Source organism: Acidimicrobiia bacterium, from assembly GCA_040289475.1.
In the GTDB taxonomy this organism is placed as follows: domain Bacteria; phylum Actinomycetota; class Acidimicrobiia; order ATN3; family PSLF01; genus PSLF01.
Genome location: PSLF01000015.1, coordinates 1 through 24,416, shown reverse-complemented (window position 1 = coordinate 24,416; position 24,416 = coordinate 1). Strand labels below are relative to the sequence as shown.

The 24,416-nt window shown below is 55.7% G+C and carries 24 protein-coding genes and 1 tRNA gene; 24 read left to right on the top strand and 1 reads right to left on the bottom strand.

The genetic code is table 11. The features are described 5' to 3' along the window. Position 1 precedes the first annotated feature (1 nt). The 20 genes from C4318_07970 (at position 2) to C4318_07875 (ending at position 18,767) form a co-directional block, all read left to right on the top strand. A complete protein-coding gene (locus C4318_07970; GenBank protein MER3455073.1) occupies positions 2-742 on the top strand; it encodes a TlyA family rRNA (cytidine-2'-O)-methyltransferase in 741 nt (246 codons plus the stop codon). Next, positions 739-1,602, top strand: a complete 864-nt coding sequence (locus C4318_07965; protein MER3455072.1) for a hypothetical protein — start codon at positions 739-741, stop codon at positions 1,600-1,602. The genes C4318_07970 and C4318_07965 overlap by 4 nt, the downstream gene beginning before the upstream one ends. Before the next feature lie 174 nt (positions 1,603-1,776). Next, entirely contained in the window at positions 1,777-3,465 is a 1,689-nt protein-coding gene (gene recN, locus C4318_07960; protein MER3455071.1) for a DNA repair protein RecN, read from the top strand. Between the two features lie 127 nt (positions 3,466-3,592). Further along, entirely contained in the window at positions 3,593-5,284 is a 1,692-nt protein-coding gene (locus C4318_07955) for a CTP synthase (protein ID MER3455070.1), read from the top strand. Further along, positions 5,281-5,856 carry an ADP-ribose pyrophosphatase gene (locus tag C4318_07950; protein MER3455069.1) on the top strand — a complete coding sequence of 192 codons (576 nt, stop codon included), beginning with the start codon at positions 5,281-5,283 and terminating at the stop codon, positions 5,854-5,856. The genes C4318_07955 and C4318_07950 overlap by 4 nt, the downstream gene beginning before the upstream one ends. Before the next feature lies 1 nt (position 5,857). Further along, the gene (gene ald, locus C4318_07945) at positions 5,858-6,979 is read left to right on the top strand and encodes an alanine dehydrogenase (protein ID MER3455068.1); all 1,122 of its coding nucleotides are present in this window, start codon (positions 5,858-5,860) and stop codon (positions 6,977-6,979) included. Positions 6,980-7,003: 24 nt separating this feature from the next. Beyond that, entirely contained in the window at positions 7,004-7,948 is a 945-nt protein-coding gene (gene xerD, locus C4318_07940; protein ID MER3455067.1) for a site-specific tyrosine recombinase XerD, read from the top strand. Positions 7,949-7,954: 6 nt separating this feature from the next. Further along, positions 7,955-8,290 carry an RNA polymerase-binding protein DksA gene (locus C4318_07935; protein MER3455066.1) on the top strand — a complete coding sequence of 112 codons (336 nt, stop codon included), beginning with the start codon at positions 7,955-7,957 and terminating at the stop codon, positions 8,288-8,290. A gap of 49 nt (positions 8,291-8,339) precedes the next feature. Then, positions 8,340-8,993 (top strand): site-2 protease family protein, encoded by a 654-nt coding sequence (locus C4318_07930; protein MER3455065.1) that lies wholly within the window; start codon positions 8,340-8,342, stop codon positions 8,991-8,993. A gap of 49 nt (positions 8,994-9,042) precedes the next feature. Then, the gene (locus C4318_07925; protein MER3455064.1) at positions 9,043-9,834 is read left to right on the top strand and encodes a hypothetical protein; all 792 of its coding nucleotides are present in this window, start codon (positions 9,043-9,045) and stop codon (positions 9,832-9,834) included. 59 nt (positions 9,835-9,893) lie between these two features. Beyond that, positions 9,894-10,988, top strand: a complete 1,095-nt coding sequence (trpS, locus tag C4318_07920) for a tryptophan--tRNA ligase (protein MER3455063.1) — start codon at positions 9,894-9,896, stop codon at positions 10,986-10,988. Between the two features lie 5 nt (positions 10,989-10,993). Next, positions 10,994-11,824, top strand: coding sequence for a segregation/condensation protein A (locus C4318_07915; GenBank protein MER3455062.1), 831 nt, complete (start codon positions 10,994-10,996; stop codon positions 11,822-11,824). Between the two features lie 22 nt (positions 11,825-11,846). Then, positions 11,847-12,488, top strand: a complete 642-nt coding sequence (gene scpB / locus C4318_07910; protein ID MER3455061.1) for an SMC-Scp complex subunit ScpB — start codon at positions 11,847-11,849, stop codon at positions 12,486-12,488. 14 nt (positions 12,489-12,502) lie between these two features. Continuing rightward, a complete protein-coding gene (locus tag C4318_07905; protein ID MER3455060.1) occupies positions 12,503-13,297 on the top strand; it encodes a pseudouridine synthase in 795 nt (264 codons plus the stop codon). Between the two features lie 2 nt (positions 13,298-13,299). Then, on the top strand, positions 13,300-13,662 hold the full coding sequence (aroH, locus tag C4318_07900; protein MER3455059.1) for a chorismate mutase: 363 nt from the start codon (positions 13,300-13,302) through the stop codon (positions 13,660-13,662). 51 nt (positions 13,663-13,713) lie between these two features. Then, complete coding sequence (gene aroF / locus C4318_07895; protein ID MER3455058.1) at positions 13,714-14,730, top strand: 3-deoxy-7-phosphoheptulonate synthase; 1,017 nt, start codon at positions 13,714-13,716, stop codon at positions 14,728-14,730. Positions 14,731-14,799: 69 nt separating this feature from the next. Next, a complete protein-coding gene (locus tag C4318_07890; protein MER3455057.1) occupies positions 14,800-15,975 on the top strand; it encodes a hypothetical protein in 1,176 nt (391 codons plus the stop codon). A 9-nt stretch (positions 15,976-15,984) separates the two neighbouring features. Then, positions 15,985-17,325: a 3-phosphoshikimate 1-carboxyvinyltransferase gene (aroA, locus tag C4318_07885; GenBank protein MER3455056.1), complete on the top strand. Its 1,341-nt coding sequence runs from the start codon at positions 15,985-15,987 to the stop codon at positions 17,323-17,325. A gap of 40 nt (positions 17,326-17,365) precedes the next feature. After that, positions 17,366-18,052, top strand: coding sequence for a (d)CMP kinase (locus C4318_07880; protein MER3455055.1), 687 nt, complete (start codon positions 17,366-17,368; stop codon positions 18,050-18,052). Positions 18,053-18,074: 22 nt separating this feature from the next. After that, on the top strand, positions 18,075-18,767 hold the full coding sequence (locus C4318_07875) for a 1-acyl-sn-glycerol-3-phosphate acyltransferase (GenBank protein MER3455054.1): 693 nt from the start codon (positions 18,075-18,077) through the stop codon (positions 18,765-18,767). A 52-nt stretch (positions 18,768-18,819) separates the two neighbouring features. On the opposite strand, the gene ispH is transcribed toward C4318_07875, so the two are convergent. Continuing rightward, a complete protein-coding gene (ispH, locus tag C4318_07870) occupies positions 18,820-19,905 on the bottom strand; it encodes a 4-hydroxy-3-methylbut-2-enyl diphosphate reductase (protein ID MER3455053.1) in 1,086 nt (361 codons plus the stop codon). Between the two features lie 119 nt (positions 19,906-20,024). On the opposite strand from ispH, the gene der reads away from it, so the two are divergent. From der to C4318_07850, 4 genes are all read left to right on the top strand, one after another. Continuing rightward, positions 20,025-21,371 (top strand): ribosome biogenesis GTPase Der, encoded by a 1,347-nt coding sequence (gene der / locus C4318_07865; GenBank protein MER3455052.1) that lies wholly within the window; start codon positions 20,025-20,027, stop codon positions 21,369-21,371. Positions 21,372-21,375: 4 nt separating this feature from the next. After that, positions 21,376-22,290 (top strand): hydroxymethylglutaryl-CoA lyase, encoded by a 915-nt coding sequence (locus C4318_07860; protein ID MER3455051.1) that lies wholly within the window; start codon positions 21,376-21,378, stop codon positions 22,288-22,290. Next, positions 22,275-23,849 (top strand): carboxylase, encoded by a 1,575-nt coding sequence (locus tag C4318_07855; protein MER3455050.1) that lies wholly within the window; start codon positions 22,275-22,277, stop codon positions 23,847-23,849. The genes C4318_07860 and C4318_07855 overlap by 16 nt, the downstream gene beginning before the upstream one ends. Positions 23,850-24,063: 214 nt before the next feature. Beyond that, positions 24,064-24,138, top strand: a tRNA-Pro gene (locus C4318_07850). Positions 24,139-24,416: the final 278 nt, after the last annotated feature.

The following is a 24,416-nucleotide window of genomic DNA, read 5'->3' as shown; positions in this document are numbered from 1 at the left end:
GATGCGCCGAGAGCGCCTTGACAAGGAGATTGTAAGGCGAGGGTTGGCATCCACCCGTTCACAAGCGGCGGAGTTGGTCAATACAGGAAGGGTCATGGTCTCGGGAGTGCTGGCGACTAAGAGTGCGAGGCTGGTTTCACCAGAAGAGCCGATTTTTGTGAGTGGGACGCGGCCGAAATACGTTTCTCGAGGGGGGGTGAAGCTGGAAGCAGCACTACGCTCATTTAGGATTTCTCCGCATCGCAAGATCTGTCTCGACGTGGGCGCTTCCACGGGAGGTTTCACGGACTGCTTGTTGCGCCACGGCGCTTCTAAGGTTTATGCCGTCGATGTTGGCAGAGCTCAACTAAATGAGCGGTTGAGGCGAGACCCTCGGGTGGTTTCACTCGAGGCTACAGATGCAAGGGATCTCAACGCGACGATGGTTCCAGATGCCATCGAAGTCGTCACGGTTGATGTGTCTTTTATAAGCGCAACAAAGGTTGTACCGTCGCTCGTTTCTTTCGCCGCACCAGAAGCTTGGTTCATCGTTCTCATAAAACCACAGTTCGAAGCGGGAAGAGGGAAGGTTCAACGAGGAGGCGTATTACGAGACCCCTCGGTGCACAGAGAAGTGCTAAAGAGAGTCATCGAGCGCCTGGAAGCCGAGGGGCTTTGTCTTGCGGGACTTCGGTGCTCTCCAATACCTGGAGCTAGTGGAAACATCGAGTACCTTTCTGCTTGGAAACTGGACCAAAAATGACGTCACCATTTCCCATAGCACTGACTATCCACCCCACTCGGCACGAGGCACGCCGTGTAGCGGCTCAGCTGCTTCACGCTCTAGAACGGGCGGGCGCGGAGGTTTGGCTGCTCGGAGAAACAGCAGCCGTACTCCAGAGGTCCGATCTCGGATGTGAGGAGGAGCACGCACACAGAGCAGGTTTAATCATCAGCGTCGGTGGGGACGGGACAACGCTGAGAGCTGCGCGTTATGCCAGAGGAGTTCCCGTTTTGGCTGTAAACGTGGGCTCGATGGGGTTTCTAACGACTGCCGAACCCGAGGAGGCGCTGGGCTCCGTCGACAAGATAAAGATGGCCAAATACGCCGTGATGGAGCGGATGGCCTTAGAAGTCGTGTCGATTACCGGCGATGCCAATGTTCTGGAAAAGCAATTTTATCCAGTCGCTTTGAACGAAGTTTCGGTAGAGAAACGTGACGCACAGCGTCTTGTCGAAATTGAGGTGACCATCGATCGCACGATGCTGACCTCGTACCGAGCTGATGGTGTCTTGGTTTCGACGCCGACCGGATCGACCGGTTATGCGTTCTCGGTTCACGGCCCTCTTGTGGACCCGGATGTGGAAGCGATTTTGGTTGTCCCGGTGGCTCCACACGGATTGTTCGACCGAACAATTGTCTCGCCCGCAACGTCGGTAGTAGAACTCACGATTCGTGCAGACAGACCGGCCGAGATCGCTTTGGACGGACAGCGCTGGGCGGTGATGGGTCCGGGGGCTAGATGTGTCGTCGGGAGGGCGGCCGAGCCAGTCCGATTTGCTCTTTTACGTCCCCCAAGGCCCTTCCTCGAGCGGGTTCGGAATAAGTTCGGGCTAGATTAGGCGCAATCGTCCAGTTCAACGGGGGTTTCCTCGATCTGTCTTATCCTTTTGATAACCTCGTCTCGAAGGCGAAGTAAATCGGCGTCTGGGCTGCTGGATTAGACAGCTCGGCGCTAAGCGGCCGGATGGCGTGTGTACTAGAGCCGTTGCTTGTCTGGACATTGCGAGTAGGGGATGCTAGTCGAAGTCAGAGTCGAAAATCTCGGATTACTAAAAGAAGCTCATCTCGAACTCGATGCTGGGCTAAATGTGATCACTGGCGAGACGGGAGCAGGCAAGACCTTGTGCGTCGAAGCACTGTCGTATCTGTGTGGCTCAAGAGCGCCTAGAGATGCGGTAGGTCCGTGGGGCAACTCCTCCACCATTGAGGCTCGCTTTTTACTAGATCACGCTACTCAGCCGCGACTAATAACTGAAATTTCTCCACAACAGAACACTGCAGATCATCTCGACTCCACCGGCGAGATAGTTGTCAGAAGGATCATAGACGCAGGAGGTAAGAGCAGGCAGTACCTCAACGGTTGCATGGCCACGGTGACGGAGATTGAGCGGGCACTCGGAGATGCTATCCAGATCTACGGCCAGTTTTCTGTCCAGGCTTTAGGAGATCCTCGTCGGCAGCTTTCACTTCTGGACTTCTACGTTGGGGCGCCGCTTTTCGAAGAACTAGATGTGTACGCAGCTACCTACCAGAAGGCTACTAGCTTGCGGCGGTATCTCGAGCAGGCGGTAGATGCCCGAGAAATCGCTCGAGAGATCGATTTTCTACGGCATCAGGTGGCGGAGATTACAGCGGCCCGCCTTCGCCAAGGCGAAGAAGAGGAGTTGTACGCTGAGCTGAGGCGCCTGGAGGCAGCCGAAGAGTTGCGAACTGCTGCGGCGAAGGCCTGCGAGTTACTTGAGTCGGCACAGGATGCGGTTGGACGCGCAGGGTCGTCTGGACCCGAGACGGGGTGCGATCCCACCTTCGACGAATTGCGCGGTAAATGTCGCGTGTTCGCAGAAGAGCTTCAGGAGCTAAGGCGAGCGTTCAGGAGCTATTTTGACTCGGTAGACTCTGACGATCAGCGTCTCGCTCAGGTGCGAGAGCGGCTTGATCTTCTCGGAGATCTCAAACGTAAGTACGGGAGATCTACGACCGAGGTTTTCGAGTTCTTAGAGCATGCACAGAGTCGCTTAGAAGAGTTGGAAGGTTCCGAAAGTCGCTCAGAAGCACTCGAGCGAGAGCTCGATGCTCTCACTGCTTGCCTTATAGAGCTGGGCTCTTCTATCTCGCGGAAGCGGCGAGAGGGTGCGGCTGGCCTCGAAAGGTCGGTGCAGGAGCTTCTTCCTAGGCTCGGGATGGCAGGCGCGACGTTCAAAGTGGGAGTGTCATCCAAGGATCCCTCCTGGCCCGACGGCTTTGGACCTGTGGGGTGCGACAGCGTAATGTTTGCATTTTCGCCGATGCCAGGCATGCCGCCGAAGCCTCTTCACAAGGTTGGCTCGGGTGGCGAACTCGCGCGACTCATGCTCGCTATCGAGGTCAGCATTGGTGGCAAGGAGGGGGTGCCGACATTAGTCTTCGACGAGGTGGATCAGGGAGTCGGTGGAGCTGCCGCCGTAGCAGTGGGTGAGCTTTTAGCATCTATAGCCGAGACACGACAAGTGATCTGCGTGACGCACCTGGCTCAGGTCGCATCCTACGGAGATTGCCATTTTGTGATCGAGAAGGGACCAGCGGGGGCGCGTGCTAGAAGACTCGATCCAGGTGACCGAGTCAAGGAAATCTCTCGGATGTTGAGCGGACAAGCCACCTCCCGAGCCGCTAACAAGCACGCACAGGAGATCCTGCAACGAGCAGCGTCCAAGAAGGCTTCATGACGGTCCTACCAATGTTGTGAGTACACCTCTTTATCCGAGGAGCAGGGAAGGCATGGTACGATTGGAACACGGGGCTCTTTACGGCTCCCCTCTGTCGCTTCCAGACACGAACATAGAAGGGTGAGTCGTGGCAAAGCACATTTTCGTCACAGGCGGGGTCTCCTCGAGCCTCGGTAAGGGACTTACAGCAGCTTCACTAGGCCGCCTTCTGGTCGCGAGAGGCCTACGGGTAGCTATGCAGAAGCTAGATCCCTATATCAACGTTGATCCTGGAACGATGAACCCTTTCCAGCATGGGGAAGTCTTTGTCACTTATGACGGCTGTGAAACCGATCTAGATTTGGGTCATTACGAACGTTTTGTCGGAACTAATACCAACCGGCTTTCTAACGTGACGACAGGCTCCATCTACCAGACCGTAATAGCCAAGGAGCGAAGGGGCGATTACCTCGGTGATACGGTTCAGGTGATTCCCCATATAACCAACGAGATAAAAGATCGCATCAGGAAGATTGCCACTGACGATGTCGATGTGGTGATAACAGAGATCGGCGGTACGGTCGGAGACATCGAGATACTTCCTTTCCTCGAGGCGATACGGCAGTTTCGAAAAGATGTTGGTCGAGATAACGTCTATTACATACACGTCACGCTAATTCCTTACATCAGGCCCTCTGGTGAGTTGAAAACCAAGCCGACACAACACTCAGTCACCGAGCTTCGTGCTAGAGGCATTCAGCCTGATGCATTGGTCTGTCGTTCGGACCGCCCTATCGAGTTGTCCATCAAACAAAAACTTAGTCTCTTTTGCGACGTCGAGCTCCAAGCTGTCGTCTCGGCTCCCGACGCTCGCTCTATCTACGAGATTCCCCTAGTTCTCGCGGCAGAAGGTCTGGACGAACACGTCTGCCGTACCCTGCACCTTCACACCGATGAGCCCAATCTGTCGGAATGGGAGGATCTTGTACGCAGAGCATCCTTTGCAGACAAGAGCGTTTCTATCGGAATAGTTGGAAAGTATGTCGGGCTGCCGGACGCGTACCTCTCTGTCGTTGAGGCACTGCGTCATGGAGGTTTTCATCACAACTCCGACGTCGAAATAAGGTGGATCCCAGCCGATCGAGACGATCAGGCAACGCTAGCGGAAGAGCTTTCTAGAGTCGACGGCATCCTTGTTCCTGGCGGGTTCGGGGTGAGGGGCATTGAGGGCAAGATCTCCGCCGCTGGATTTGCCCGGCGTAATAAAGTTCCGTTTTTGGGGATTTGTCTTGGCTTGCAATGCGCGGTTATCGAGTTTGCCCGCAACGTGCTTGGATTGAATGGAGCTAACTCTTCGGAGTTCGACCCTTCGACTCCTCATCCCGTAGTTGACTTGATGGACGACCAATCTGGCGTCGACGCAAAAGGGGGGACGATGCGCTTAGGTACTTACGTGGCCAAGCTTCGCCCGGGCAGTTTGGCTGCAAAGGTTTACAGAAGCGAGGTTATAGCCGAGAGGCACCGTCACCGTTATGAGGTGAATAACCGATATCGAAGGGCTCTCGAACAAGCCGGATTGATTGCGTCCGGCGTTTCTCCAGACGAGAGGCTAGTCGAGATAGTCGAGCTCACTGACCATCCTTACTTCATAGCTAGCCAGTTTCACCCGGAGTTCCAAAGCCGGCCACTGGAGCCGGCCCCACTTTTCCGAGATTTCATTTCGGCAGCGCTTGAGTTCAAAGCATCGAAGGCAGTTGTCGACCCAGAAAATGCTTCAAAAGACCTAGAGTCTGGTGTGCGCGAGACTGCTTTGACGATTCGCCCATCGATCGACGTTTGAGCGATTTTCGCGAGTTGGAAAGCTTTCGAATTATCGATCGCAAACTCGTCTTCCAGGGACGTCTCTTGGCACTGGAGGAACTCGAGGTATCTAGTCCTGCGGGCGAACTCGCTGTGCGGGAGGCTGTCCGGCACCCTGGGGCTATTGCTGTGCTACCCGTAATGGCTGACCTCAGCGTTGTACTTTGCAAGCAGTATCGAGCGCCCATCGACGATGTCATTCTCGAGGTCATCGCCGGGAAGCTGAAGGCCGGAGAAAGCCCGCAAGAGTGTGCCCGCCGGGAATTGGCAGAAGAGGCTGGCCTCGCTGCGGAGTCCTTAGAAGAGCTTGCCGTCTTTTTTACCTCCCCCGGTTTCACCGACGAAGTAATGCATGCGTTTTTGGCGCGGGGCATCGCCACATTGAACGATGACAACCAGAGCAATCGCCACGGTATCGAGGAAATCCACATGGAGCTTGTGAGAGTTCGGCTTCGAGAGTGGCCGCGTCTTGTTGAGGAAAGACTCGTGCGAGACGCGAAATCGATCGTGACGCTGGCTTTAGCAGCGAGGTATTTAGGCCTGGAGGATTAGGCTGGTGCTCGCTGTAGGCGTTCCCAAGGAGATCAAACCCTCAGAGTTTAGGGTGGCAGCTACCCCTGAGGGGGTAGCTGAACTAGCACACTTAGGAGTTTCGGTCTATGTCGAGGAGGGGGCGGGACTTGGCTCCTCGATTCCCGACTCGCACTACGCTGCCGCCGGTGCTCGCGTCGTCCCGCTTGCAGAAGACGTATGGGCCGAAGCAGACCTTGTCCTCAAAGTAAAAGAACCCACTCCTCAAGAGTTTCAATTCCTCTCGCAAGGAAAATTGCTCTTCGCTTATTTGCACTTGGCTGCGCATCCCGAGGTCACTCGAGCTCTCCTCGACTCTGGGGTAGTCGCGATCGCATGTGAGACTGTCAAGAAGCCCGACGGCTCTCTTCCTTTGCTGGCTCCCATGTCAGAGGTGGCAGGTAGGATGGCCCCACACATAGCGGCGCATTTCTTGCAGCGTCCTTATGGTGGGCGAGGAGTGCTGTTCGGTGGGGCGGCGGGGGTCAGGCCTGCTCGAGTAGTCGTCCTCGGAGCTGGGATCGTAGGCCGAAACGCAGCCTGGATAGCGCAGGGGGCCGAGGCAGAGGTAGTAATGATCGACAAGGACACTGAAAAGCTACGATACGTCGACTCGATTCACCGGGGAAGGATCCAGACGCTGTACTCATCCCGGCTGACTATTGCAGAGGAAATCGCCAGAGCTGATGTCGTCATCGGCGCGGCTTTGAATCCTGGAGCCAGGGCGCCGTTGCTCGTAACTGAAGAGATGGTTCGCACCATGAAAGACGGCGCAGTCATCGTAGATGTCGCGATCGATCAAGGCGGGGTCTGTGAGACCTCGAGGGAGACGACTCACGAAGACCCGGTATTCGAAGTTCACTCCGTTATCCACTACGGCGTCTCGAACATGCCGGGAGCCGTGCCGCATACCTCGACTTTTGCTTTTACCAACGCAACTCTTCCTTACGCGCTTGCTATCTGCAAGCAAGGCATCCCCGCGGTTTTCGAGGTCTATCCAGAGTTGGCTAGTGGAGTCAACACAGTTTACGGCAGAGTCGTAAATGCCGCGGTTGCAGAGGCGCTCGGCTACGAGGCGACGCCGCTGAAGGAGGTTTTGGGCTGAGTGGTAGCGGCACCGCTTGGGAGGCTGTCTAGGGAATGGGCCGGAGAGTTCTTACAGCACCTCGCGGTAGAGAAAGGTCGATCGCGTCTCACCTTGGATTCCTACAGGCGAGATCTGGCACGGTTTGCTCGCTTTCTGTCCGAAAGAGGGCTGGAAGGACCGGAGGAGGCTAGTCCCTCCGATGTTGAGGACTTTATTGTCAGCCTCCGCAAGGAAGGACTCTCGGCGCGCTCGGTATCCAGGGCGTTGTCTGCATTGAGAAGCTTTTATGAGTTCGCAATTGCAGAGGGAATTTCATCGTCCAATCCAGCGCGGGAAGTAGCAGGGCCACATTCAATGAGTCCGCTCCCGAAGGCTCTGAGCAAAGAGGAGATCGAGCGGTTGATCGAGAGTATTGACGGACCTGCGCCTGCCGACATCAGAGATCGGGCAATCGTCGAGGTCTTGTACTCCACCGGTGCCCGGATAAGCGAGATAGCGGCGCTGGATCTCGGAGACATCGATCTTGAAAACGAGTTAGTGAGGATCGTGGGCAAGGGAAATAAGCAGCGGATAGTTCCTTTGGGAAGCCATGCCCGGGCAGCGCTCGAGCGATATTTGAGTCTTTCCCGGCCTGTTTTAGTCGAAAGAGCATCTAGAATTCGAGCCCCAGCGGCACTGTTCGTGAACGCTAGAGGCCAGAGGTTGACGCGGCAGGGGCTTTGGTCAATTCTCAAAAGGCGAGCCTCGAGAGTAGGCCTAGGTGAAGAATTGAGCCCCCATATCTTGCGGCACTCCTGCGCTACTCACATGCTTGAAGGTGGTGCAGACATAAGAGCGGTACAGGAGATGTTGGGTCATGCTAGCCTTACTACGACTCAGACTTATACAAAAATCACTTTTTCACGCATCAAGTCTGTCTATCGCAGCACTCATCCGCGATCCGGGAACCGGAGCGGTTCTGGCATCGGCCGACTCAAGCGGGGTTGATCTTTGATGACAGCTAAGTACGCACATCTAAAAACACGACTCGAAGAAGAGCGAAACAATTTGATTGTTCAACTAAAGGAGCTAGGGGTCGATCTGGGGTCGGGAAGCGTCGAGATTGCGGTGAACGAAGGCTTTGCCGACTCAGCGGCTGCCACAGCTGAAAAGGCGGAGACCTTGGCGCTGATCGACCGTCTCCAGGTAACTCTTTCCGATGTAGAAGAGGCGCTCGCCCGGATGGAGGCGGGAACTTACGGAAAATGCGAGATTTGCGGAGACGAAATTCCGCTACGGCGCTTAGAGGCGAGACCGCACGCGTTGAGATGCATCAAGTGTCAGGGATAAGCCTGAGAAGATCGTATCTGACACGCCCGAGCAAAGACCTAGGCCCAGCGTGAGCGCTTTTGTAAATGGTGTTCTGAGCTATCTCACATTTTTGTTTTGCGTTACGGTTCACGAGTTCTCTCACGCTTTCGCCGCAACGCGTTTTGGAGACGAAACGGCGAAAGAAGCGGGTCGTCTTACTCTTAATCCGCTTCCGCACATGGATCTATTTGGGACAGTGATCTTGCCTATCTTAGGAATCCTGAGCTCGGGAGCGGTGCTTGGCTATGCCAGTACGCCCATCGATCCTAGGGCAATGAAGCCTAGACGCGTTGGGCCTGCCATATCGGTGATCGCAGGTCCTGTTTCGAATGCAGCACTTAGCGTGGTCGCAGCGCTCGGCGCTCGGTTGGCACGCATGGCGTTGGAAAGTGTCGGCAGCGAAAGCGCCGCAGGATTTCTCGTGGAGTTTTTGAGGGGAGCGAGAATTGCCGGCATTCGCGTTGCGCTCCTAAGTGGAGTACTCGCCGTATTCAACTTGCTTCCTGCAGGACCCTTGGATGGCGCTCTGTTTTTCAGATACAGCTTCCCCGATAGCCAGGCCGCTGCCGCGCTCAACACCGGTCTCGCATGGATGGTAGTTCTTGTAGTGTTTCTCTTCGTCTTAGCAGGTCCAACATACAGGGCGGTTGAAGCGATGGTTGCGTCGCTTGGAGGGTTGTGACGCTCTTAGCCCTAGTCGGAGGTTTGGTCAGCAAGAAGGCGAGTCATCGATGGTAAATCGACCGGCACTAAAGATTCTGGTCATTGGAACCGCGGCAATCGTTTTGGCCTCTGGGTGTAACCGAGGCAGTAAAGGTGTGGCAAACAGCGGTGCCACTGGTTTAGGTGGTAAGCCAGGAGGCGACGAAGTTGCAATGATGTTCTTGCGAAACAAAGACAAATTGAAGCCTGCAGCCGAGCCGATAGAAACCTCGCTCTCATTGGATCTAGCGGGCTTTGTCGTACCTCTTGCTGGAAGCGGTAGTAACGAGGTCTCCTTGGATTTTTCTGCGAGAAATGCGGATGGCGCGCCGCCTCTAGTCGTAGCGGCTCTCATCCCATACGAGGTAGGCGATCTCGAGAAAGGAAATGGAGCTCGGTTTATCCCATTGGAGAATCAATCTTTCGTTTTGGGGCCCGGAGAGAAAAAGCAGGTCTCAGTCAGGTGTCTGCGAGAGCGTTTGACTCCTGGGACACCGACGCCCCCGTCGGGGACGTTCCCGGGTGGCCAACCCGCTTCGCCTGGCGCTCAACCGGGCGTGCAAGAAAAAACGCTTCAGTACAAAGGTATGGCCGCGGCCAATGGGCCGGATATAAGGCTCACCCAGGAAAGTAGTCCCTCCCCGTTATTCGATCCCGCCTTTGGGCTGAAAGTGCTGATGGTGCTTGCAGAGCAGGGGAGTGTCGATCCTGGAATTATCTCGGCATTGCGCAAAGTTGACGACGATGACTTCGAGCGAGCGTTTGGTAAGTTTCAACGACGGGAGTTCGCGATTCCTGTGCCGCCAGAGCAGATCCTGTAAAGCGAATCTCCCGATCGCAAAAACTATGAGGCAAGTCAGATGACGACAGTGAGCTGATCATGCTTCAAGGCACAGTATCGATAGAGGAAGCGGCGTCTAAACGCGTTCTCACCGGATTTCGACCCACTGGAAAGCTTCACATAGGGCACCTTTTCGGGAACGTGAAGAACTTGGTGCAGCTCCAAGACGTTACTGAGGTGTTCGTGTTCGTTGCCGACTGGCACATGCTCTCTACCGATTACGATCGCGGCGAGGAACTAGATGTCAACACATCTGACCTTGTAGTAGATCTGATAGCGGCAGGCCTAGATCCAGAGAAGGCCGTCATATACAGGCAGAGCGATTTGCCCGAGGTAGCGGAGCTAGCTCTGTATTACTCGATGATCACTCCGCTCTCATGGTTGGAGCGCAATCCCACCTTTAAAGAACAGCTGTCCGAGTTGGAGGAGAGAGATATTTCCACGCATGGATTCCTCGGGTACCCGCTTTTGCAACTTGCGGACATAACAGTGGTGAAAGGAGAGGTAGTGCCAGTCGGGGAGGACCAGCTTCCGCACCTAGAGTTAGGTAGGGAGGTAGTTAGGCGTTTTCACAATCTTTTTGGAGCAGAGTATTTTCCCGAGCCCATGGGATTGCTTAGCGATGCATCTCGAGTCCCTGGAAACGACGGAAGGAAGATGTCGAAGTCTTATGGGAATGCCATATTTCTCGATGATTCTCCCGAAATCGTGCAAAAGAAAATTCGGTCCTATATCACGGATCCTCAAAAGATTTACTTGAAGGATCCAGGCCGTCCCGAGGTGTGTTCTGTTTATTCTCTCCACGAACTTTTCACTCCTCCCGAGGACACGGCCATTGTGGCTGCCGAGTGTCGAGCTGGAGCTAGGGGGTGCGTAGCTTGCAAAGATCAGCTTGCAGGCAATCTGAACGCCACGTTGGAGCCCATACGCAAAAGGAGAGCCGAGGCTAAACAGCCCGGGAGAGTCGATCAGGTGCTTGACTTGGGCTTCGAGAAGGTCAAGCCTATTGCGGAGACTACTTTGGAGGGAGCAAGGGATCTGGTGGGCGTTGGGAATTCCAGAGCGGCCAGGGGAAAGTCGGGCGTTTTGGACGGAAGTACTTGCTCCGGACATCTGACGAGCAACGACCAATAGCTGAAATGACGATCGAGGTACGAACCCCGGTATTCAGTGGGCCTTTCGACTTGTTATTGCACCTCATCACGGGCAACCAGGTAGAGATTTACGACATTTCGCTAGCCGAGATAGTAGACGATTACCTAAAGGAGCTAGAGCGGCTGGGGGAAATCGACTTAGACTCCGCCACCGAGTTCCTTTTGATCGCTTCGATTCTCATAGAGCTGAAATCGGCGAGGCTTCTTCGTTCAAAAGACGGAGGCGCGCTTGAGCTTGACGCCGAGCTTGCGGGGAAGCGGGACTATCTCATCGCAAAGCTTCTCGAACATAAAACTTTCAAGAAAGCAGCAGAGGCCATTGGTTCCAGACTAATTGCTGGACGCACACCATATCCCCGTGCAATAGGACCCGACGAGAGATATGCATCGGTAATGCCGCCGCTTTTGCAGGGGGTTACTCCCGAAATGCTGGCGGCCCTCGCTGCGGAGGTTTTCGCAAGAAGCGCCCCCCAGCCCTCGCTTGAGATGAGCCACATTTACGTGCCTCCAGTGCGCTTTTCTCAGGTGCTTGTTTCTACAGCGGAACGCACTCAGGCAGCCCGTCACATAACCTTTCGTGACCTGACAGCTTCGTGCACTTCCCGTCTGGAGGTAGGACTCCACTTCCTGGCTGTTCTCGAGCTTTATAAGCAGGAGCTTGTCGACATTGAGCAGTTTCGAACCTTCGGCGAGATCACTGTGATTTGGCGAGGAGGCGAGCGTTTTCCAGTCGAGGAATTGCTCCAAGAGGTTTCAGCTGAAGCTGTTACGGAAATGCAGGAGCGACGCGGGGAGCAAGGCGATGAGCACGTCTGATAGGAGCGGCGATCCAGGCGACATGGGCATGGGCGAGCTAGCCCGCCATCTTGAGGCTATCTTGATGGTTGCGGAAGATCCTATTCCCCCTTCTGTCTTGGCGGAGGTGTGCGAGGTATCGCACTCTGAGATCGAGCGAGCGCTCGAAGATCTAGCAGCCAGGTACGAGCGGGAGGGCCATGGCTTCTGCCTGCGCAAGGTGGCAGGGGGATGGCGGTTTTACTCCCACCCGGATGAGGCCGGATACGTCGAAGCTTTTATTGCCTCCCAGCAAGACGCGAGGCTTTCTGCCGCGGCTCTGGAGACGCTGGCGATCATAGCGTACAAACAGCCGGTGTCAAGGGCGCAGCTAGCAGCTATAAGAGGTGTGAACTGCGATGCTGTGGTAAGAAACCTAGTGGTACGAGGTCTCGTCGAAGAGGTTGGACGGGACCAGGGTCCGGGAAAAGCGGTTTTATACGGTACGACGACTCGCTTCCTCGAGCAGATGGGGATCTCGGGCCTGGAAGAGCTTCCACCACTCGGCCAGTTTGCTCCCGAGCCGGGGGAGGCAGAGCGAATAGAAGAGGCACTCCTCGCGCCCGATTCGCGCTCGGAGGACGAGGGAAACTCAGGGGATCAGGAAACCTTAGCCGACACTGAACGCAATGACCTCGAGCCCTAGCGGGGACGACGGTCGTGCCCGATGCTCCAAGTGCTCGTAAAGTTCGCTTACAAAAGATTCTGGCTGGTGCAGGCATCGCATCCCGTCGCAAGTGCGAGGAGCTTATAGCTGCAGGCCGGGTTGCGGTAAACGGACGTGTTGCTCGCCTGGGCGATAAAGCGGATCCCGAAAAAGACGAAATCACCGTAGATGGCGAGCCGGTGCCCTTATCCCAGAAAAGGGTGTACATATTGTTGAACAAGCCCGCCGGAACAATTACCAGCGTGAAAGACGAACATGCAACAAAGACGGTCTTGGATCTACTACCGCACGACCTTACGAACCGCTATAGATTGTTTCCAGTTGGGCGGTTGGACAAAGACAGCGAGGGATTGTTGATCCTCACGAACGATGGCGAACTTGCCCACCGGCTCACTCATCCATCATCTAAGCTGCACAAAACCTATGTAGTGGCAGTTTCGGGAAGCTTGGTCCCTGGTGCCTTTGGAAAACTGAGAAGGGGGATAGAACTGGAGGATGGAAGGACGCTGCCAGCGAAAGTGCGTCAGCTTGACAAGGTGGGAGGCCGCCGGATCCTCCGGATAACAATCACAGAGGGGCGCAAGCGCCAGATAAGAAGGATGATAGCTGCGGTCGGGGGCAGAGTCGAAGCGCTCGTGCGCACAGCTATAGGCCCTCTGAGAGATCGGAAGCTCTCCTCAGGACAGTGGCGGTACCTCACACCTGCCGAGGTCCACCAGTTGTACATGGCAACGAGGCTCCATAAAAAACACCTCAACGGTGGAGCTAGTGGGGGCGAGGAAAATTAGGCGTGAGACTTGTCGCTATTAGGGGAGCTATCACAGTAGATAAAGATGATCCTCAAGAGATTGTGGATAAAACAGCTTTTTTGCTTCAGAAGATACTGGAGCTAAACGAGGTAGGAAGCGATGATCTCGTAAGTATCATCTTTACGGCGACCGAGGATCTCAGGTCGGAGTTCCCAGCCGCAGGAGCTCGGGCGATCGGGCTGCTCGACGTGCCTCTTTTGGGAGCGAGGGAGATACTAGTTGAGCACGGTCCCCCGCGTTGTATAAGGGTTCTCGTGCACTGCTACAGCAGCAAATCTCGCAGCGAAATTAAACACGTGTACGAGGGGGAAGCAAAACGTTTGCGAGTTGATCTAGCTAACTGAGCGATACGAGACACCGAGTATAGACATTAGCCAGGTTGAACGGGGTTTGAAATGCTGATCGTCATGCAACCCAACGCCACCGACGAAGACGTTCGAAGCGTCGTTGCGAAGCTCAAATCCATCGGGGCAGAGGCCCACGTTTCAAAGGGAAAGTTCCGGACGGTCGTGGGCGCTATCGGTGACGATACCGAGATCGCAACTCTTCCCCTCGAAGCACTCGATGGTGTCGAGCGCGTCATTCCAGTACTGAAGCCGTACAAGATCGTCGCAAAAGAAGCCCAAGACGGCCTCACAATCGTCGAGATTGGTACCGCAAAGATTGGAGGAGAGCATTTCGCAGTAGTAGCCGGGCCGTGCGCGGTAGAGAACAGGGAGCAGACGCTAACGTCGGCCAAGGCTGTGGCGGCGTCAGGGGCGACGATTCTGAGGGGCGAAGCGTTCAAGCCTAGGACGTCTCCGTATGCCTTTCAGGGTTTAGGTAAGGAAGCTCTCGAGATCATGAAAGACGCTTCTCGAGACACGGGCCTCCCCTTTGTAGCCGAGGTCCTAGATGCGCGAGATGTGGAGCTAGTTGCTGAATATGCGGACGCTTTACGCGTGGGTGCGCGCAATATGCAGAACTTCACGCTCCTCTCTGAGGTAGGGAAACAACACAAGCCAGTAATTCTCAAGAGGGGAATGAACTCGACAATCGAGGAGTGGTTGCTAGCTGCTGAGTACATCGCCAAAGAGGGAAACGAGTCCATAGTTCTATGCGAGCGGGGCATACGCACTTACGAGCCTGCTACCAGGTTCACACTCGATATCTCTGCGGTACCGGTGCTACGGCAATTGACCCATCTCCCAATAATTGTGGACCCGAGTCACGCTGCTGGGCGTTCCTATGCTGTCGGACCATTGGCTCGAGCAGCAATTGCGGTTGGAGCGGACGGCGTAATGATAGACGTTCACCCGTGTCCCGAAGAAGCTTTGTGCGATGGGGCTCAGGCGATTCTCCCTCATGAGTTTGAGCGACTTATGGGCGAGTTGAGGCAGATTGCTAGGGTGATGGGGCGCGTGATCGGTTGAGATCGGGGTGTTCTGCTGCGGAAAGGCTCCAATTGGATCGCGGCTAGTGCTATGTAGGAAGGAGCTGCAGTGACCGCAGGCGGTAAGGATCGAGCCGTGGTCGCGATCGCAGGTATGGGGCTTATGGGCGCATCTTTGGGGATGGCTCTTCGCTCCGCGGCTCTAGAATCGGGGCGGTCCTTCGAGGTTCGGGGCTGGAACAGAACCTACGAGGTAACAGAGCGCGCTGCGCGAGCAGGTGCCGTCGACCGTGCTTTTAGGGATTTAGAGGACGCCATAGAGGGGTGCGATTTCGTATTCATTGCTACGCCCGTTTCGACCGTTGTCGAGCTAGCTATTAGAGCTGCCAAGGCTGCGCCGGATGGGTGCATTGTCTCTGACGTGGGTAGCGTCAAGGCCCGGATTGTGAGGGATGTCGAAAGAGCCATCCCTTCCGGAAAGCACTTCATCGGGGGTCACCCGATGTGCGGCTCGGAGTTATCGGGGCTGGAAGCAGCACGAGCGGATCTATACAAAGGCGCGACATGGGTGTTGACACCCACGGAGACGACCGACTCTCAAGCCTTGGCCGATCTATCGGGCGTCGTCTCTGAGACCGGAGCCAAGGTTTTAGCCGTCAGACCCGATGAACACGACCGCTTTGTAGGAGTCGTCAGCCATCTTCCCCATGTGGTTGCGGCAGCCTTGATGGACTTCGTTTCTCGTAAAGCATCCTCGGAAGCAGCACTTGCTAAGCTCGCAGCAGGAGGACTTCGCGACGTTACCCGGATCGCAGCAGGTAGCCCCGAGATTTGGACCGATATCTTAACCTGGAACGGGGAAGCGGTCGTCGAGGCACTCGAGGAGCTTCAAAAAAGGCTCGGTGAGGTAAAAGAGTGGCTAGCTGGGTCGGATGCAGTGAGGTTGAAGACCTTTCTCTTAGAAGCAAGGGCCGCTCGAAACGAATTCTTTGTTAAGCGAGAGGCAAAAGGCGCTTTTTGGGAGGTGGCTGTAGCTATCGAGGATCGTCCGGGGGCGCTGGCGCAAGTCACCACCTTGGTTGGGCAGCGGGGGATAAACATTTCCGACGTTACGATTACCCATCCCGTCGAGGCGGGGTCCGGTGGGGCAGGACTATTGCGTCTTACCATCGAGGGCGAAGACGAGGCCATAGCGGCGGGCCAAGCCTTGCGGGAAGCGGGATTTAGGGCGAGTGTTCGACCTCAATCACCCCCGCTAGACGATGACTCTGATCGCAGAAGCTAAAGCGCTTCGATGGCGAGTGACGACGATTCCCGAATTCGCCTCGACGGTGACACCCTTGTAGTAGAGGGCCCGGTAGTTCTCGCGGGTACCATCCGTCCTCCAGGTGACAAGTCCGTCTCCCACAGAGCCCTTCTAATGGCAGCTATTGCCAAAGGCGAGAGTCGTATATCGAACTTGAGCACCGGAGCGGATGTCTCTTCAACAATGAGGTTTTTGAAGTGCTTGGGGGTGGGTCTGCAGAGCAGGGAGGCACTGGTCGTGGTAGAGGGCCGAGGGCTCGAAGGTCTTGCCGAACCTACTCGGGTGATCGACTGCCAGAACTCTGGCACTACCATGAGGCTAGGAAGCGGCTTAGTGGCGGGACTGCCGTATCTATCGGTTCTTACCGGAGATGCATCCCTCAGACGAAGGCCGATGGACCGAGTCGCGGTGCCGCTCTCTTCGATGGGGGCTGCCGTGAACACTTCTCCTGGTGGGGTTCCGCCGGTGATGATTCGAGGTAGACGTCTACGGGGGATTGAATACGAGCTGCCAGTAGCCTCCGCTCAAGTGAAGGGCGCTATTCTCTTGGCGGGATTAGCAGCAGAGGGTCGGACTCTCGTCAAAGAAAAGTACCCTACAAGAGAGCATACCGAGGTAATGCTCAAGGCACTGGGAGCGTCTGTCGAGATTGCTGACGGCGAGATTTGCCTGGAACCTTCCGAGGTGCTTCCCTTCCATGCAGAGATACCTGGAGACATATCCTCTGCATCTTTTTTTCTCGCCGGAGCTGCAATGATTCCAAACTCGACAGTGGAAGCCGAAAATGTCGTGCTTACCCCAGTCCGGAAGCGCTTTGCCGATATTCTCGTTTCGATGGGGGCCGAGATTGTCTGCGATTGCCGAGGAGAGGTGCTTGGGCAGAGCTTCGGCACGCTCCGAGCCCAATGGAATGGGTCCCTGGGGGGATTTTCCATCGGCGCCAGAGAAATACCGTCTTTGATCGACGAGGTTGTGATACTGGCAACTGCTGCCTGCCTAGCGCGTGGGACGAGTCTTATAAAGGACGCTGCAGAGCTGAGGACGAAAGAGTCCGACCGCATTGCTGCCCTTGCTCGTGAACTGTCTAAGACCGGTGCATTCATAGAAGAGCGCCCCGACGGCCTACTGATTAAAGGCGTGAACGGCCCGCCGGTGGCTGCAGAGTACGACTCCCACGGGGACCACAGGATCGCTATGGCGACAGCTATGCTTGCATGCGCTTCGAAGGGGGTGTCCCGAGTTCATGGCATATCGGCATGCGCCGTTTCCTATCCGGAATTTGTCTCGGAGCTAATTCGAATGGCTGGATCGGATCACTTTTATTCGTAGGGGCCGTGAAGGCCGACTTCTGCAATGAGTACGGGGTGAAATGGCGCAATCGAATTCGACCCGAAGGCGCCGCAGGGTGATAGCGATTGATGGGCCAGCAGGCGCAGGAAAGTCAACCGTCGCGAAGCTTTTGGCCGATCGACTGAAATTCAGATACCTGGACACAGGGGCGATGTATCGGGCGGTCACGCTACTTGCACTGCGTGCTGGAATAGATTCCACAGATACAGCTCGCCTGTCTGAACTGGCTGGCAATCTAGATTTCGAGATGTCTGAAGACGGTCGGGTTTTCGTGTGCGGAGAGGACGTTACCGAAGAGTTGAGAAGCAAGGACGTAGACCGTGCTGTCTCAGAGTACTCGGCGATTCCAGAGGTTAGGCAGGCACTGGTGGCAAAACAAAGAAGATACGTTGGCGATGGGGCAGTAGTCGAAGGACGTGATATTGGAACTATTGTTTTTCCAGATGCTGCCGTGAGAGTGTTCCTCACAGCATCTCCCGAAGTTCGAGCGATGCGCAGGCTTGAAACAGACAAGGGCAGAACGCTCGAAGAGCTCCTGGAAGACATTCAGAGACGCGATCGCCTTGACTCGACGCGAGAAGCGTCTCCATTGAAGGCTGCGAAGGGGGTCGAAGTAATTGACACAACACACTTGGAGCCCACCGCAGTGGCGGACCGGATTGAAGCCCTCTGGCGGGAGGCACAGAAAGGCTCTCGGCGCTCTTGATTGAGAGGTACTAGGAGAGAAGATGCCTAAAGAGCACGTCGAAGGCGGATACACGGTCGTAAGGAGGCCATTCCTATATCGCATCCTCTGGCCGATTGCTCTTGTTGTTTTCAAGCTTTTGTGTCGCTTAGAACTATTTGGAAAAGAAAAAATCCCGTCTAGCGGAGGGGTGATTCTTGCCCCGAACCACCGTAGCTATGTAGACGTTCTTTTGGTTGCTCTGACAACCAGACGCGTTATCCATTTTATGGGCAAAGCCGAGATTTGGAACCGCCGCCTCGGAGGCTGGATATCGACTCTGTTTGGCGCGTTTCCTGTCAAACGTGGCCTCGGTGACCGAGCAGCTATCGAGACCGGCTGCTATCTCCTCAAAAGAGGAGAGATTGTCTGCGTCTTTCCAGAGGGGACACGAATGGATGGTCCGGAAGTGGGGCCACTGCATTCAGGCGTTGCTTACTTGGCAGAACGGGCCAATACTCCGATCGTGCCGGTCGCGATATTGGGTTCTGACAGACTGCTCGACAGACGTGGGGTTCCACATCCGTTTTCGAAGGTCGTTGTCAAGGTGGGGGATCCGATCTATATAAGGCGAGGTGGGAGAGCGGAACGGCAAGAGGTAACCTCAGCATTGAAGAGCTCTCTTGAAACGCTTTTAGATGAGCTAGAAAATCTTTCCAACAGATCCAAGCATGTCGAAGCAACGAGGTCACGATAGGCTAGCCTCAATCCCGCCTATCCGCACGGTACTTTGAGGAAATCGACTGGATTTAGGAGAGGTCCTCCAACTCTGCTAGGGCATCGGCGGCCGTTACTTTTCGATCGTCGACTACACTCCCGAACCGCTCGGCGAGCAGCTCTCTGAGCTTTGGTGGAAGGGGGAAGTATTCGTCTTCGTCGATAACGCTCAGTACTTCGACGCCTGCTGAAGGTGCCAGATAGGCAATGACTTCCTCCACCAAAGACTCAGGGCACGATGCACCCGCTGTAAGCCCCACTGTCTTGGCCGACTCTAGCATTGCTGGATCGATGTCGTCTGGGCCGTCGATTCGGGCTGTGCGCTCACATCCCGCTTTCTTACCGACCGAGACCAAAGCATTGGTGTTTGAAGAGTTAGCAGATCCTACTACCAAGATCGCATCGGCGCGCCTTGCCAGCTCCATGACCGCCTTTTGCCGATTAGTGGTGGCATAGCAAAGATCTTCGCGTCCGGGAAGCCACAGGTCGCCAAAGCGCGCTTTGGCTTCTTCTAAAATACCCTCCCACTCAAAGTGAGACAGCGTGGTCTGGGCTAGCAAAGCCACCCCTGCGCGATCGCTTCTCAGCTCGAGATTCTCTAGTTCTTGGCGGGACTCCACCAAGTGCATCGATTCAGGAGCGACCGCCATAGTGCCCACTGCTTCGTCATGGCCCTTGTGACCGATGTACACAATCTCGTAATTTCGTTTCGCTCTCGTTCGTGCTTCGTGATGAACCTTGGTGACCAGAGGGCACACGGCGTCCACGACGAAGCCACCCCGGCGCTCCGCCTCTTTTACTACTTGGGGCGCAGAGCCGTGGGCGGATAGCATGACCGGCGCCCCCCCAGGTACGTCCGAGATGTCTTCTATAAACACCACCCCTGCTTTTTCAAAAGCTTCTACAACCGAACGATTGTGGACAATTTGGTGATAGCAGTAGACGGGCGGCCCAAATATGCGAAGCATCCACACAAGCGCTTTGATGGCCATCTCGACTCCCGCGCAGAACCCTCGAGGCTTCGATACCAGCACACGCTCTATTTGTATGCCGGCCTCGCGAAGGGTCGAGCGCTGGCGAGACGTGGATCGGTTGAACGGGGGATCGGGCTCGACCATTTTTCGTCCAGCAGATCCCCTAACGGACACAGTCGTCTTGGACATCGTTGATAGTCTACTACGCCAGCCAAAAGACCTTCGATGAGAACCCCGCGATCAACCCCTTACTCACATCGCTTATGAGCAAGCTCCCAATAGTCTGCATAGTCGGTCGACCAAATGTTGGCAAGTCCACTCTGTTTAACAGAATTTTGGGCCGTCAGTCCGCTGTAGCTGCCGAAGTTCCGGGGGTGACCCGAGACCGCAAAGAAGAGGTGTGCGAGTGGGCTGGCCGTCTCTTCACGTTGGTGGATACCGGGGGCTGGGAAACGGGCAGGGGTGAGGTCTTAGATGAGTTGGTCGCTCGTCAGGTCGAAGTGGCTGTTCGCCATGCAGACGTCGTGCTCTTTGTTGTAGATGCGTCAGCCGGCATTCTTCCTGGCGATCGGGAAATCGCTGACCTGTTGCGAAAGCGGGCCACTGAAGGTCACGCGCCAAATGTGATCGTAGTTGCGAACAAAGTAGATTCCGAGACGCGGGAAGCTGCTTCTTATGAAGCTCACGCCTTGGGACTGGGCGAGGTGGTGCCAGTCTCGGCCCTACACGGGCGGAACGTAGGTGACCTTTTGGACAGGATAGTGGGGATGCTCGGAGATCGGGCCCCGGCACTCTCAGTTGAAGAGGAGGAGATTCCCGCCGTAGCCATAGTTGGGCGTCCAAACGTGGGCAAATCGACCCTGTTCAACCAAATCCTCTCCGAGGAGCGTTCTATTGTGAGTGATGTAGCGGGTACGACTAGGGATTCGATCGATAGCATTGTACAGACCGAACATGGGAGGCGGTATCGCTTCGTTGACACAGCGGGCCTAAAGAAGGCAGGCAGCTACCAGAGTAGGGTGGAGTACTACAGTGCCACCCGCACCTACAGGGCAATCGACCGGGCCGATGTAGTTCTTCTGGTTGCAGATGCAAGTTTGGGTGTAACCGAGCAAGATCAATCGATTGCACGACGCGCGCTATCGGCTGGTTGTGGCATCGCAGTGATCCTCAACAAATGGGATCTCTGTGATGAGGAGACAAAGGAGCGAGTACTGAAGGAGGCGGCAAGCAAACTTCGCTTCGTAGACTTTGCACCTGTATTGAGGGTGTCCGCAGCAACGGGGCGAAATGTGCCGAAAATCTTACCTGTCATAGATGAGGTGTTGGAGGCTTATAGCTCACGGGCTACAACGGCCAAGGTCAACGAAGTCCTTCAAAGGGTCGTCGCAGAGAACCCCCCGCCGTTCGAGAGTGCGCTCAAGCGGCGTCCCAAGCTGCTGTATGCCACTCAAGCAGCTAGGAAACCTCCGACCTTCGTTGTCTTCACTGGGGCGAAGTTGCCTGATTCGTATGTCCGATACCTGGAGAACAGATTTAGAAAGGATTTAGGGATTGGGCCCACCCCTATAAAGGTCAAGGTCGTACCTAGGGCATCACGGAGAAGATAGAGCCATGTACATTCCGCAATCTATTGAGATCCGAGAAGTAGGGCCAAGAGACGGCCTTCAAAACGAGGCTCCGATTCCGGTTTCAGAGCGGATTCGCCTAATCGATTCCCTTTCTAAAACGGGTCTTCGCCGAATCGAAGTCACTTCCTTTGTTAGGCCGGACAAAGTGCCCCAGATGGCAGGTGCCGAAGATGTGTGGGCCGGTATCGAGAAGGCAAACGGCGTGATTTATTCGGCACTGGTTCTTAATGAAAAGGGCGCAAAAAGGGCTTTGGAGGCAGGTTTTTCCCATCTCCAATTTGTGGTCTCGGCATCCGAGACCCACAACAAAAAAAACGCCGGACGATCCAGAGAGGAATCTATCGAAGAGTTATCGAAGGTCGTATCGTCGGCAACTCAAATCGGTGCAGATGTCGAGGTGACGATCTCCACCGCCTGGGGATGCCCCTACGAGGGAGACGTCAAGCCATCCGAAGTTGTGCGGCTGGTGCGGCGGTGTGTGGAGGTGGGAGTTCAGGGGGTATCACTGGGGGATACGACAGGAATGGCCACTCCGCGGCGAGTCTGGGACTTGGCACACGAGGTGCGTTCGGTCTTGGGTACAGACGAAGTGACGGCGCTTAACTTCCACTTCCATGACACCCGGGGTACGGGGTTGGCTAACGTCCTGGGGGCCATGGATGCCGGGGAGCGCTACTTCGATGCGTCCATTGGTGGTCTGGGAGGATGTCCTTATGCTCCCGGCGCGGCGGGAAACATTGCGACCGAGGGCCTCGTCTACATGGCCCACGATATGGGAGTCGAGACCGGGGTCGATCTCGATAGCCTCTTAGAAGTGGCCAGACTTGCTCAAGAAATAGCCGGACGAGAACTTCCGAGTGCTGTTCTCAAAGCGGGCCCGAGATGGAAAAAGAAATAGAGAACCTATCTGCCTCTCGTGCTGGGGGTGGTCCCGAAAATTTGGCTCGGACTTTCGCTGACCGTTTGCGGAAGATCCGGGATGGGAATCCCCGCTACAAAAGCAAACTCGCCGAACAACGCAAGTTGTTCGTGAGGGACCGGCTCGACTTGCTTTTGGATGAGGGCTCTTTTATAGAAGATGGAGCTTTTGCCAATGCATTGGATCCTGAGCTGCCTGCGGATGGGGTGGTGACAGGAACCGGTACAGTAGACGGGCGGCCAGTGTGTGTCATGGCCAACGATCCTACGGTAAAGGCAGGGTCTTGGGGGGCTCGGACTGTCGAGAAGATCATCCGCATCACCGAGGTAGCCCTCAAGCACGAGATCCCCATCTTCTACTTGGTCGACTCTGCTGGGGCCCGGATCACCGATCAAGTCGAGCTCTTTCCCGGCAGGAGAGGAGCAGGCAGAATCTTCTATAACCAAGTCCGCCTTTCTGGGAAGGTTCCCCAGATCTGCTGTCTGATGGGCCCGTCGGCTGCCGGCGGGGCGTACATACCGGCCTTCTGTGATGTGGTGATCATGGTTCGAGGCAATGCATCCATGTACCTGGGATCACCCCGCATGGCAGAGGTGGTGATTCGGGAGATCACGACGCTCGAGGAGATGGGTGGAGCGGAGATGCACTGCACTGTCTCTGGATGTGGAGACCTTCTCGTCGACAGTGACGAGGAGGCAATCCAAGTTGCGCGGCGATATCTCTCTTATTTTCCCCAGAACTTCAGGGCTCACCCACCGACCGTGCCAGCTCGCGCGCCAGAGGAAGGGCCTCCGCTCCGAAGCATAGTGCCCGCTGAGGGACGCAAGCCCTTCGATATGCACCTACTGATAAAAGGGCTAGTAGACAAAGGTAGCTTCTTTGAGCTGAAGCCGTTGTTTGCCCCCGAAATTATTGTGGGATTCGCGCGGCTCAAAGGACGCGTCATTGGAATCGTCGCCAACCAGCCGGCTGTGAGGGGAGGCGTTTTGTTTGTCGACTCTGCAGACAAGGCTGCCAGATTCGTCTGGCTTTGCGATGCTTTCAACATCCCCCTCGTGTTTTTGTGCGATGTTCCGGGTTTTATGATCGGCACCAAGGTCGAGAGGGAAGGAATCATACGCCACGGCGCCAAAATGATTACGGCCGTGTCGGAGGCGACGGTGCCCAAGATCTGTGTCGTAGTACGAAAAGCTTACGGCGCAGGGTTGTATGCGATGGCGGGACCGGCTTTCGAGCCCGATGCCACTCTTGCACTTCCCACGGCCTCTATCGCTGTGATGGGACCCGAGGCTGCGGTCAATGCCGTTTACTACAACAAAATCCAGTCGCTGCCCGAGGAGGAAAGAGCGAAGTTCATAGAGGAAAAGCAAAAAGAATACGAGGCAGATGTCGACCTTTTGAGGCTAGCTTCTGACCTCGTCGTCGATGCAGTCGTCGACCCAGAAAACTTGCGAGCAGAACTCGCATCTCGGCTAGAGCGTGTCGCTAACAAGGACCGTAGTTTCTCTGATCGCCACCACGGGGTGCCTCCGGTTTGAGCCGTCCTACTCTTCCCTGGCATATAAAGCTGTTGGGGGCGGCTTTTGCTGTTTATGTCATACTGCGTCTCGTTCAGATAGGTGGATGGATAGCGCGTTGGATTGCTGGGCATTGATAGACACGGGTTCAAGAGGGCGCATCCGACCGAGGGGCCTGTCCGGCCAATTGCCCTAGTGATATCCCAATGCGTTGTTAGCCTGTAGGGGGCTACGGCGGGCCGTGGCGCAGCTTGGTTAGCGCGCTTGACTGGGGGTCAAGAGGTCGCCGGTTCAAATCCGGCCGGCCCGACGGGTAAAGCCTAGTCAAGAGGCGTATATTCTCCGGAGGGTCGCAGACCGGGGTTGCGCATGCGTCGCATCCAGTTGCGGATGCACCCCGCAAAGCAAATCCCCGGCTAGATCAACACGCGCCGGCGAATGTTCGAGCGCAGCTTCGCGGTCTGGTCAAGCGGGCGCCTCACAACATCATCCAGCGGACGGGCTTTGGTAATCGTCTTACAAGTTACAAGCGCTCGCCCAACACCCCGTCTTTGAGGCGCTTATGGAATCGGTGGCGCGCCATCTCTC